This window comes from Enterobacter cloacae complex sp. P1B, assembly GCF_014982345.1.
Lineage (GTDB): Bacteria > Pseudomonadota > Gammaproteobacteria > Enterobacterales > Enterobacteriaceae > Enterobacter > Enterobacter bugandensis.
The window spans coordinates 279,125-291,078 of the sequence record NZ_JADCLF010000016.1 but is presented as its reverse complement, the minus strand read 5'-3'; the positions used below and the strand labels follow the sequence as shown (position 1 = coordinate 291,078).

Here is an 11,954-nt window from a genome sequence, read left to right as displayed (position 1 = left end):
AAGGTTTCAGGTAAGTTTATAAAGGGTAGCTACCCCTGAAAGTCTGCCGGGAAATACGCGCCTTTTGAGATTTATCCTGGCGAGAGACGAAAAGTGCCGAAGCGCTTACAGAAACCATTCATATTTTATGGTTGAATGTATCCAGCGTTTATAAACAAGGAGAAACGGTTATGTATAAGACAATCATTATGCCGGTTGATGTTTTCGAAATGGAACTGAGCGACAAAGCTGTTCGCCACGCGGAATTCCTCGCGCAGCAGGACGGAATTATTCATCTTTTACACGTCTTACCGGGCTCTGCCAGCCTGAGCCTGCACCGCTTTGCCGCCGACGTGCGTCGCTTTGAGGAGCACTTACAGCACGAAGCCGAAACGCGGCTGCAGACCATGGTCGGGCATTTCAGCATCGACCCTTCCCGCATCAAAACCCACGTCCGGTTCGGTAGCGTGCGCGATGCCGTCAATGAACTGGCCGCGGAGCTGAATGCAGACGTGGTGGTGATCGGTTCACGTAATCCTTCCATTACCACTCACCTGCTGGGATCGAACGCCTCCAGCGTGATCCGCCACACCCATATTCCGGTGATGGTGGTCCGGTAAATACCCACAAAAAACCCCGCTTTCGCGGGGTTTTGTTTATCAGTACAGGTGACCAATATTGACGATGGTGCTGACGGTATCGCCGAAGAAGGTCAGGCGGCTGAGCACCACGCCCACCAGCAGGAGCGCAAACACCGCTTTCTGCATCGGCTGGCGCTTCAGCGATAACGCGCCACCCACAACGCAGCACAGCAGGCTGCCCAGATAGAGCGGCGAGCTTAACCAGGCGTGAGCGGTCATTTTCATGATGGTACCGCCGCTGAGCCACATCACCGGCGCGGCAATCAGCAGCGCCATCAGGGCGATAATCCCCTGGCGCAGCGCGGCGTTTGATCCTTTCAGCCCGAGCAGCGGCGTTGCGGCACAGCCCATCACCCAGACCGTCGCAAAGAACAGCATCATGGTGATGCCGTTGGCAATGGCCTGCATCGCCGGTGCCGCGTAGGTCATTCCCTGCACCACCACCAGCAGGATCCCGAACAGGGACGCCAGCAGCGCTGCGCCTTTGTTTCCCTTACTCAGGAAGGCCAGCCCAATCATGGCGCCGTACAGGGTCGCGCCCAGAATTTCGCGGCTCAGCCAGGCATGTTTCAGGTTAATCAACGCGTTGTATGCGTGTTCCGGGTGCGCCAGATGCAGCACCGCGGCAATGGAGGCCACGCCCAGAATCAGCCCGGTAATCAGCCAGTGAAGGCGGGTTCCATGCACTTCACCACGCAGCGTGCGCCAGGTCAGGAGCAGCGTCATCCCGACGGACATCTGGCTTAGCACGGTAAAGATAACGAGCGGTAATTCGTACTTTTCCATTATTTATCCCTCGGCTGTTTTGGCTGACGGGCCAGAATGAAGCGCGTACCCGGATTAAGCTGAGGCATCTTCGGGAAGCCCGGCGGATACTGCACGGCATTGTTCGGCAGCGGATCGGCATCCAGATCGATAATCGACAGGGCGCCGACCGGACACGCGTTCACGCAGGCCGGGGCCATACCGATATCGAGACGTTCATAGCACATGCTGCACTTCTCCGCCTTTTGCGTCTCTTCATTGAAGCGCGGCGCGCCGTACGGGCAGTTACGGATGCAGTTTTTACAGCCGATACAGCGTTCAGGGTTATGGACCACCACGCCGTCATCACGTTTGGTATAGGCTTCCACCGGGCACGCCGCCAGACAGGCCGGGTTTTCACAGTGGTTACAGGCCAGCGAGAAAAACGCACGCTCCTCATGCGGATAAATTTCTTTATCCAGCGGATAGACATAGCGCCAGAAGCGATCCGGCTCAAGCTGGTTAAAGCTCTTGCAGGCCATGGCGCATCCGCGGCAACCAATACATTTATCACTGTTCACTAAAAATGCGCGTCTCATGCGTCTGCTCCTTCATTCGCGATAAGGGCAATGTCGACAAACTGGCTGTGGATCGCCGCGCCAGGCGCGCCGGTTGCCATCTTGCCCATATCGGCTGGCGTATCTTTCACGACGTTCTGCACGTTGTACTTAAGCTTGTTAAACCAGGACTCGTACATCACCAGGAAATCTTCCGGCACGTTGGTGGTGATTTTCGCCCGCAGCTCCACTTCACCCACGTCGTTAAACACGCGGACTTTCGCCAGCTCGCGAATCCCCTTCTTGTGCGCGGCGGCTGGGTGGATATAGACAAACGGCTCCGGCCAGAAGACCTGCATCCAGTCGAGGTTGACGAACTGAGAGTGAAGGCCGTACTGCAAATGCGGGGTAAACAGATGGAACGGCAGCTTGCCCTCCGCGGCAGGCAGATACTCCGGCAGCGCTTTATGGCCGTTCTTTTCACACAGCTCGGAGAGGAACTCATACTTGCCCGATGGCGTTTTAAACTTGCGGTCGTGCCAGGCCGCCGAGCTGACCATTTTGGCTTTCACCGGCCCATCCAGCAGATCGTCCCAGGAGCGGATACCGAACTGCTTCGCCATGCCCTCATTGAACTCAAGGTCGAGCCATTTTTTCTGGTCAATGTCCTGCGGGAAGGTACAGGAGCCCGGCTCCATTTTGTTGATGGTACGCGAGAGCAGCACGGCAATATCCAAATCGCTCTTGCACTCGTACATCGGTTTAATGGCCGGTTCATTCACCGAAAGCCAGTAATGCCAGTAAGACGACGACAGGTTCCAGTGCTCAAAGGTGGTGGTCACCGGCAGCACAATATCGGCATGCTGCACCGTCTCGTTGAAGAACTGATCGACGCAGACCACCATCTCCAGCTTGCTGAAGGCTTTTTCCATTTTGTTGCGGTCAAAGTCCTGCGCGAACGGGTTCTTGCACGCCACCCACAGCATACGAATGGGCGGATCGTTGGCATCAAGAATGCTCTGCGCGGTCTGGTTCAGGTTCAGCGCGCGGTCGGAATAGTGGCTCTTTTCGCCGCTGTCGCTGACGAACTCCCCTACCGGGCCGCTTTCTCCCACCATGCCAACAGATCCGACCGGTGGCTTCTGCGTCATCGCATGATAGTTGTAGCCCCAGGTCTGCAGATGGCCGTAGCGGGCACCGCCGCCTTCCACACCGATGTTGCCTGTCATGGCAACAAAAGCGTCAATGGCGCGCACGTTCGCCCCACCGTTGACGTGGCGCTGCATTCCGTAGCCGATCCAGACGGTGGCAGGTTTTACCGCGGTGAACTCTTCCGCCAGCTGGCGAATCACCTCTGCCGACAGGCCACAGATTTCAGATGCCCACTCCACGGTGATATTGCTGCGCAGATACTGTTCAAATTCCGGGAAACCGTGCGCGAAGTTGTTCACAAACTCCTGGTCGACGCGGCCAATATCCAGCAGGTGCCGCGCCATTCCCAGCGCCAATGCGCCGTCCGATCCCGGGCGCACGCGCAGATACAAATCGGCTTTCGCGGCGGTTTGCGAGAACAGCGGATCAATGACCACCACTTTCGCCCCTTTCTCACGCGCCTGATAGATGTACTTCATGGTATGCATGGAGCACCAGGCCGGGTTTGCGCCCCAGATAATGATGTATTTGGCTTTCACCAAATCTTCCGGGTCGTTACACCACATGTCGCCCATGTCGTAGTGCTGGGCATCGATCCCTGCTGGCCAGCATGGCGTACCAGCGAACCGCGTGGTGTAACCGAGAGAAGACATCATCCCCTCCACGGCATAACTCATCACGCCCAGGTTGCCGGAGTATTTAGACAGCGCCAGGCCGAGCATAGACCCGTCTTTCTTTTTAATCTCCAGCATCTTGCTGGCAATGCGCTGCATGGCCTCATCCCAAGAGATGCGACGCCATTTACCGCTGCCGCGCCCATCCTGGATCATCGGGTATTTAATACGGTCCGGGGAGTAGACCCGGCGCGGGTAGGTCAGCCCTTTCACACACGGGGCACCGTGTGTAAACGTGGACTCGCTTGCCCCGTCAACGAAGGTGATGACGTCATCTTTGACCCAGGTTTTTAAGCTGCAGGTGTCGTAGCAGTTACGCGGGCAAGCGTTACGGAAAATTTTGTAGGTTTTTGGGTTAAACGGAATGGGGGGCTGTGCCATGGCACATCGGGATGATAATAGTCCGCCGGGTAATGCGGCAACGGTACCCAGCGCAATCAGTCCTTTTAAAAAGGAGCGCCGGTTTAGCTGCCCTTTATCAATACTCATTATATTACTCTCGTCTTTAATTCATCAAACCAATTATTTATCTGCAACGCGAGACATTTAATTACGGTTGTTTTCGCGCAATCCTTTATTTTTGCAATAAATGCGGGGAGCCATAATTCAAGATGCCCCTGCACAAAGCGGGCGAGTGCGTCATGATATTGCGGCGAATGTCTGGCATGCGCGGAGAGCATCACCACCAGCTCCATTTCATAGCTGACGTGATCGTCGGGAACGCTATTTTCCCCGGTCACAAAAAGCCCGATGCTGCGCAGGAATTCGCGTACGCTCAGCGTTGTAGCGCCCATCAGCAGAGGCTCTTCGTCCAGATATACCGAGGCATAAGGCGGCGCCAATAGCGTTGCAGGGCCGACAAACAGGGCGTTGAAATCATACTCAACCTCTAACGCCTCATCCTGCTGCCAGGTTTCACTTTCCGGGAATAAAGGATGTAACGAAGCGCATCGCGATGCCATGTCCGCCGCGTTAAAGAAATCACGAAACATCAATCCCTTTATTTCAAATGGGGTTAACGCCTCATATATTGAAGAAGTGGATACATCTTTGTCATTCATATTAAATATAAATATTTATCGCTATAAAAACGACAAGATATTATCAGCAGGCTTATTATTTTCTTTGATCGAAGCAGGTAATTAACGCATGAAGGGGTTAATAACGAGGATAATTCAGGGTAAAAAAATCTAAAAAAAAGCCACCTCATAAAGAGGTGGCTACTGCAGGTATGTCTTACTTTCTTTTATTATGCGGTTTTGGTGCGGATCAGGTAGTCAAACGCGCTCAGGGAGGCTTTTGCACCTTCGCCAGTCGCGATGATGATCTGCTTGTACGGCACGGTGGTGCAATCGCCCGCGGCAAACACGCCCTTCACGCTGGTTTCACATTTGGCATCGATGATAATCTCGCCCATGCGGTTGCGCTCAATCGCGCCTTCCAGCCAGGTGGTGTTTGGCAGCAGACCAATCTGCACGAAGATCCCTGAAAGCTGCACGCTGTGCACGTCGCCGCTTACGCGGTCACGGTACTCCAGACCGGTCACTTTGCTGCCGTCGCCCTTCACTTCCGTGGTCTGCGCGTTCAGCACGATGTCAACGTTTTTCAGGCTGCGAACTTTATCCTGCAGCACCTGGTCGGCCTTCATCTCAGGCGCGAACTCCAGCAGCGTCACGTGTTCAACAATCCCCGCCAGGTCGATAGCCGCTTCCACGCCGGAGTTACCGCCGCCGATCACCGCCACCCGTTTGCCTTTAAACAGCGGGCCGTCACAGTGTGGGCAATAGGTCACGCCTTTGGTACGGTATTGATCTTCGCCCGGCACATTCATGTTGCGCCATTTTGCCCCGGTGGCAACGATCACGCTGCGAGCTTTCAGCACCGCGCCAGAGGCGGTTTCAATCTGGTGTAAGCCCCCTTCCACCGCCGCCGGAATCAGCTTGCTGGCACTCTGGCTGTCGATTACATCTACCTCGTAATCGCTGACATGAGCCTTCAGCGCACCGGCCAGCTTCTGACCTTCGGTTTTTGGTACGGAAATGTAGTTTTCAATATCCACGGTATCCAGCACCTGTCCGCCAAAGCGTTCGCCCATAAGACCGGTACGAATACCTTTACGTGCAGAGTAAACCGCTGCCGCCGCGCCCGCAGGGCCGGAACCGACAATCAGCACATCGTACGCATCGCGTTTGTTCAGTTCTTCCGCCGCGCGTTTTTCCGCGCCGGTATCCACTTTGGCGACGATTTCCGTCAGCGTCATGCGGCCCTGGCCGAACTCCTGACCATTCAGATACACCGCCGGAACACCCATCACGTTGCGATCGGTGATCTCATTCTGGAAAGTACCGCCGTCAATCGCCGTATGCTTGATGCGCGGGTTCAGAACCGACATCAGGTTCAGCGCCTGCACCACGTCCGGACAGTTGTGGCAGGAGAGCGAATAATAGGTTTCAAACTCAAAATCACCGTCGATATCGCGGATCTGCTCCAGCAGCGCCTGCGCTTCTTTTGACGGATGACCGCCGGTCCACAGCAGCGCCAGCACCAGTGAGGTAAATTCATGCCCCAGCGGAGAGCCGGCAAAACGCGGTCCCTTGTCCGAGCCCGGGTTAGTAATCAGGAAAGAGGGTTTACGAACCGCAAGCGAATTGTCTTCTTTGAAGGTCACTTTCGGCGACAGTTCAGCGATCTCCGCCAGCAGCTCTTTGATTTCTGCCGATTTCGCGCTGTCGTCCAGCGTGGCAATCAGCTCAACGGGTTTAGTCAGTTTCTCAAGGTAGGCCTTGAGCTGGGTTTTCATATTGGTGTCGAGCATAGTTCTTCCCTCTCTTAAGACGTCATCATGCAAGCTGCCTTTGCGGGCGGCCTGAATGCAACTTGCATCATGGTGCTGGAATGAAATGGGCGCGGGGGCGCCCATTGATTGCCGGATGGTGAAAACTTAGATTTTACCGACCAGGTCCAGGGATGGAGCCAGGGTCGCTTCGCCTTCTTTCCATTTAGCCGGGCACACTTCACCTGGGTGAGAAGCCACGTACTGAGCCGCTTTCACTTTACGCAGCAGGTCAGAAGCATCACGGCCGATACCTTCAGCGGTAACTTCGATAGCCTGGATAATGCCCTGCGGGTCAACCACGAAGGTTGCACGGTCGGCCAGGCCTTCATCTTCACGCATGTTGTCGAAGTTACGGGTCAGGGCGCCAGTCGGGTCGCCGATCATCGCGTATTTGATTTTCGCGATGGTTTCAGAGCTGCTGTGCCACGCTTTGTGGGTGAAGTGGGTATCGGTAGAAACAGAGTAAACGTCTACGCCCAGCTTCTGCAGTTCGTCGTAATGGTCAGCTACGTCACCCAGTTCGGTCGGGCAAACGAAGGTGAAGTCAGCCGGATAGAAGAAGAAGACGCTCCAGCGACCTTCGGTATCTTTCTCGGTTACTTCAATGAACTCACCGTTTTTGAACGCCTGGTTTTTGAAAGGTTTAATTTTAGTGTTAATCAAAGACATCTGTACTTCCTCCGTGTTTTCGTTGAGAGCTAAGGTAACCAACTTTGCTCATCGGGGCTAATGCGTATGCTTTATCAAATCAATCAGCCAAACCTTACAACTTCAACAAGACAGCAAGGTGAACCTGCTGCGGTACTCCAGAAAGTATAAAGGCCGCCTCAACGGGCGGCCCTGATACCTGAATTCCCCGCAGGTACATTCAGTGCCAGCCGAGGCTGGCGTTGCGTTGCGCTCTACATACCTTGTATCAAGGTCGTAACAGCAGGTTGATTACACCACCAGCACCCATCGAGAGCAATCCATCAAAAGCGCGTTCCTGCCTATGGCTGTGATAGGTTTTGACTGAGAGAAATACATTACGCTCGTAAATTAACTTTACGTAATCAATTTACGGCAATATATAAATGTCAACATTTATTAAATTGAACCCAGCCCATTCAAAGATAAAATTATCTTAATCTCACATGTAATTCTATTTCAATAATCCGATGGCGTGATATATTAAGATAACTTAAATAACACTTTAAGTTAGTTAACCACAAGGATTGTAAATGGTTAGCTTTAATCTATAGTTATCATCAATATGTTAACAACAGACTCACGGCAAACAGGATGACACATGGCAAATCTTTATGACCTTAAAAAATTCGACCTTAATTTACTGGTCATTTTTGAGTGTATCTATCAACATCTTAGCATCAGCAAGGCCGCAGAAACGCTTTACATCACCCCTTCAGCCGTCAGTCAGTCTTTGCAACGCCTGCGTGGCCAGCTTAACGATCCGCTGTTTATCCGTTCTGGCAAGGGGATCACCCCCACGACCGTCGGGACTAACCTGCACCTGCATCTTGAGCAAAACCTCAATCAGATTGAGCAGACCATCAACCTGATGCACCACACCGACATCAAGAAAAATTTTGTCATTTATTGTTCTCAGATGGTGACGCCAGGCTATCTTCTCGACCCCATTCAACTGTTAATGTCTCAAGAAAATTGTGAGGTAGAACAACGCGATATGCTTGTCTCTGCGGAGTCAGCAGAGGATTTACTGGCCTACCGTAAAGCCGATCTCATTTTTACCGTTGCGCCCGTGAATAACCGGTCCGTTGTCTGCTCGCATTTCACCACCATTCCCACCGTGATGATCTGCCGCGAAGACCATCCGAGAATTGGTACAGAAGTCTCCGCCGAGCAGTTATACAATGAGAAATTCACGATGTATCAAAGCACGAATACGGGCGTGAAGGAGTATCAGGTTCGAGCCAACGAAGCGTTCCCGGAGAGAAACATCGCGTTCCGTTCGGACTCTCTCAGTTCGCTCCTCTCCATGATCAGCATGTCTGATTTAGTCGGCTATATTCCTCTTTCCATTTTTGAAACCTATAAACACGCTTTAAAATTAAAGTCCGTAGCCGCGCCCTTCAAATTGCCCGAAGCGCAAATCTATATGGTCTACAACCGCGCGTCGTTAAACAGCAGTGTATTCGCCAGCTTTATTGAAAAATTGCATAAGTTGGCTCAATAGAATGGACGCGTCATCGCGAAGGTATTTCCAGCAAGAATAGAATGAAGGCGTAAAATAATTAGTTGAGAATGAAAACATATAATAACATGATGGCAGTTTAATAGCATTAACGGTATTCCATACGCAGGATGCGACTCATCATGTCTATCTATAAATACCCTCTTCAGGAAAACGTTCTGGAGGCTGCTTCAGAACGCATAAACTGGACGCTGCAAAATTTTACCCGCGTGTGCGTCTCATTTTCTGGCGGAAAAGATTCAACGGTGATGCTTCATCTTGCTGCGCAACGGGCGCGGCAGCTGAACAGAAAAATAGATGTCCTCTTTCTGGACTGGGAAGCACAGTTCTCCTGCACCATTGAGCATATTGAGAACATGAGGACCCAATATCGTGACGTCATCAATCAGTTCTGGTGGGTGGCGCTGCCGATCACCACGCAAAATGCCCTCTCTCAGTACCAGCCGGAATGGCAGTGCTGGGAACCCGGCATCAGCTGGGTCAGACAGCCTCCGCCTGATGCCATCACCAGTACGTGTTATTTTGATTTTTATCAGCAGGGAATGACCTTCGAGGCCTTCGTCAGGGACTTTGCCGAATGGTATGCGCGAAGGCGCCCCGCCGCAGTGATGGTGGGCATCCGCGCCGACGAATCCTATAACCGCTTCCTGGCAATCGCCTGCGCACGCAAGCAGCGCTTTTCCGACGACAAACCCTGGACGACCGTCGCGCCCGGCGGTCATGCCTGGTATATCTATCCTCTCTACGACTGGAAAACCGCCGACATCTGGACCTGGTTTGCCAAAACGGGCTGCGCCTATAACCCCCTCTACAATCTGATGTACCAGGCCGGCGTGCCGCCGCGCTACATGCGCATCTGTGAACCCTTTGGCCCGGAGCAGCGACAGGGTTTATGGCTCTATCATGTCGTTGAACCTGAACGCTGGGCCGCCATGTGCGCACGCGTCAGCGGCGTGCGCAGCGGCGGAATTTACGCGGGGCACGACAACCACTTCTACGGTCACAGAAAGATCCTCAAGCCCGACCACCTCAGCTGGCAGGAGTACGCCATGCTGCTCCTCGACAGCATGCCGCAACAGACGGCTGAACATTATCGCAATAAAGTCGCGGTGTACCTGCACTGGTATCAGAAGCGCGGGATGTCCGATCTTCCCGATACGCAGGAGGGTGACATCGGCTCAAAGGATATCCCGTCCTGGCGGCGAATATGCAAGGTTCTGCTCAACAACGATTACTGGTGTCGGGCCCTCTCCTTTAGCCCGAACAAACCAAAGCACTATCAGCGCTATAGCGAACGGATGAAATCAAAACGCAATGAGTGGGGGATCTTATGCAGCAACGACTGATTACCGAACTGGAAACCTATTTGCAGACGCTCACCGACGAGCAACGTATAGATGCCATCAATGCTTTTCGCCAGGCCATGCATCATCTCAGCCCGTTCAGCGACCAGCCCGTCGACTGCGTGCTGTGGATAAAGCAGGATGCTATCGTTGCCAACGACTACAACCCAAATAACGTGGCGCCGCCGGAAAAGCGTCTGCTGAGTCAATCGCTCGAGCTCGACGGGTTTACGCAGCCCATCGTGGTGACGGAAAGCGAGCCAGCGCATTACGAAATTGTCGACGGCTTCCATCGTCACGAAATCGGTAAAAGCAGGGCCGCGCTGAAGCGCCAGCTTCGGGGCTATTTGCCCGTCACCTGCCTGCGCAAAGATCGCCAGCAAAAGCTTGACCGGATGGCCGCCACCATCCGCCACAACCGTGCGCGGGGACGCCACCAGATCAACGCCATGTCCGACATCGTCCGGGAGCTGGCCCAGCTTGGCTGGAACGATGAGAAAATCGGTAAGGAACTGGGGATGGACAGCGACGAGGTGCTGCGCCTGAAGCAGATCAACGGCCTGCTGGAGCTGTTTGCAGACCGTCGCTATTCCGAAGCCTGGACGGTGAAATAGTCAGAGCGTCGCCAGACGCTCCGCCGCCGCCAGCAGCGTCGATTCCTGTTTCGCAAAGCACAGGCGGATCAGCTTATGCGGGAAGGGATCGGCGCAGAACACCGACAGCGGAATAGCCGCCACGCCCACCTCCGTCGTCAGCCATCGGCAAAAGCTGACGTCGTCCAGATCGGAAATCGCGCTGTAGTCCGCCAGCAGGAAGTAGGTCCCTTCACACAGCAGAATTTCCAGACGGCTTTTGCTCAGCGCATTTACAAACATATCCCGACGCGCGCGGTAAAAATCCGGCAGCTCGCGATAGTGCTGCGGTTCGCTGCGCAGCATATCCGCCAGCGCCAACTGGGCAGGCGTGTTGACCGCAAAGGTCAGGTACTGGTGCACCTTACGCAGCTCCGCGCTGATGGCCGCCGGGGCCACGCAGTACCCTACCTTCCAGCCGGTCATATGGTAGGTTTTTCCAAATGACGACACCGCAACCGCGCGCTCGCGAAGCTGCGGATGGGCCAGCACGCTGGCGTGCCCTTCCTCCGCAAAGCAGATGTGCTCGTAGACTTCATCGCTCAGGACGTAAATTTCCCGCTCGGCGATAGCCTGCCACAGCGCGGCAAAATCGGCCTTTTGCCACACCGTCGCCGACGGGTTGTGCGGAGTATTCAGGATCACCAGGCGCGTTTTATCACTCAGCAGCGCGGCGAACGCCTGCCAGTCAGGACGAAAGTGCGGCGGCTGGAGCGCCACGCGCTTCACTACACCACCGGAGAGTTCAACCGCAGGCGCATAACTGTCGTAGCTTGGGTCAAAGCAGATGACTTCATCCCCCGCGCGCACCAGCGCGGTGATGGCCGCATACAGCGCTTCGGTCGCCCCTGCCGTCACCGTGATATCGCTGTTCGCATCGGGGTGATAGCCATACAGCGCCGCCGTTTTGTCGGCAATGGCTTCCCGCAGCGCCTGCACGCCGGTCATCGGCGCATACTGATTCGCCCCCTGCGCCACGTGGTGCGCCAGACGTTCCTGCAAATATTTCGGACCGTCAAAATCGGGGAACCCCTGCGAGAGGTTAATGGCATTGTGCTGCTGCGCCAGGGCGCTCATCTGCGTAAAGATGGTGGTACCGAGATTAGGAAGTTTACTCTGCGGGATCAATACGTTATTGCTCATGTTGTCGTGCCTGCTTGTAATACTTATGTTGCTGCCACTAT

11 protein-coding genes are annotated in these 11,954 nt (G+C 54.2%); 4 read left to right on the top strand and 7 right to left on the bottom strand.

Annotated features, from left to right (window positions below):
• Positions 1–170: 170 nt before the first annotated feature.
• Complete coding sequence (uspG, locus tag INF77_RS20190; RefSeq protein ID WP_028012323.1) at positions 171–599, top strand: universal stress protein UspG; 429 nt, start codon at positions 171–173, stop codon at positions 597–599.
• A 39-nt stretch (positions 600–638) separates the two neighbouring features.
• On the opposite strand, the gene INF77_RS20185 is transcribed toward uspG, so the two are convergent.
• The 6 genes from INF77_RS20185 to ahpC all read right to left on the bottom strand — a co-directional run bounded on the left by INF77_RS20185 (position 639) and on the right by ahpC (position 7,252).
• Positions 639–1,406: a DmsC/YnfH family molybdoenzyme membrane anchor subunit gene (locus INF77_RS20185; RefSeq protein WP_041910926.1), complete on the bottom strand. Its 768-nt coding sequence runs from the start codon at positions 1,404–1,406 to the stop codon at positions 639–641.
• Entirely contained in the window at positions 1,406–1,963 is a 558-nt protein-coding gene (locus INF77_RS20180; protein WP_193532219.1) for a 4Fe-4S dicluster domain-containing protein, read from the bottom strand. The genes INF77_RS20185 and INF77_RS20180 overlap by 1 nt, the downstream gene beginning before the upstream one ends.
• A complete protein-coding gene (locus INF77_RS20175) occupies positions 1,960–4,236 on the bottom strand; it encodes a molybdopterin-dependent oxidoreductase (protein WP_063154718.1) in 2,277 nt (758 codons plus the stop codon). The genes INF77_RS20180 and INF77_RS20175 overlap by 4 nt, the downstream gene beginning before the upstream one ends.
• Entirely contained in the window at positions 4,236–4,739 is a 504-nt protein-coding gene (locus INF77_RS20170; RefSeq protein ID WP_193532234.1) for a molecular chaperone, read from the bottom strand. The genes INF77_RS20175 and INF77_RS20170 overlap by 1 nt, the downstream gene beginning before the upstream one ends.
• Before the next feature lie 257 nt (positions 4,740–4,996).
• Positions 4,997–6,562, bottom strand: a complete 1,566-nt coding sequence (ahpF, locus tag INF77_RS20165) for an alkyl hydroperoxide reductase subunit F (RefSeq protein WP_028012318.1) — start codon at positions 6,560–6,562, stop codon at positions 4,997–4,999.
• 126 nt (positions 6,563–6,688) lie between these two features.
• Positions 6,689–7,252 (bottom strand): alkyl hydroperoxide reductase subunit C, encoded by a 564-nt coding sequence (gene ahpC, locus INF77_RS20160; protein ID WP_008501015.1) that lies wholly within the window; start codon positions 7,250–7,252, stop codon positions 6,689–6,691.
• 619 nt (positions 7,253–7,871) lie between these two features.
• On the opposite strand from ahpC, the gene INF77_RS20155 reads away from it, so the two are divergent.
• From INF77_RS20155 to INF77_RS20145, 3 genes are all read left to right on the top strand, one after another.
• Positions 7,872–8,777, top strand: coding sequence for a LysR substrate-binding domain-containing protein (locus INF77_RS20155; RefSeq protein WP_049138709.1), 906 nt, complete (start codon positions 7,872–7,874; stop codon positions 8,775–8,777).
• Positions 8,778–8,917: 140 nt separating this feature from the next.
• Positions 8,918–10,141, top strand: a complete 1,224-nt coding sequence (locus INF77_RS20150; RefSeq protein ID WP_047367717.1) for a phosphoadenosine phosphosulfate reductase — start codon at positions 8,918–8,920, stop codon at positions 10,139–10,141.
• Complete coding sequence (locus INF77_RS20145; RefSeq protein WP_028012316.1) at positions 10,126–10,752, top strand: ParB/RepB/Spo0J family partition protein; 627 nt, start codon at positions 10,126–10,128, stop codon at positions 10,750–10,752. The genes INF77_RS20150 and INF77_RS20145 overlap by 16 nt, the downstream gene beginning before the upstream one ends.
• Here INF77_RS20145 and INF77_RS20140 read toward each other — a convergent pair whose 3' ends face one another.
• Entirely contained in the window at positions 10,753–11,913 is a 1,161-nt protein-coding gene (locus tag INF77_RS20140) for a pyridoxal phosphate-dependent aminotransferase (protein ID WP_193532218.1), read from the bottom strand.
• Between the last annotated feature and the right edge of the window lie 41 nt (positions 11,914–11,954).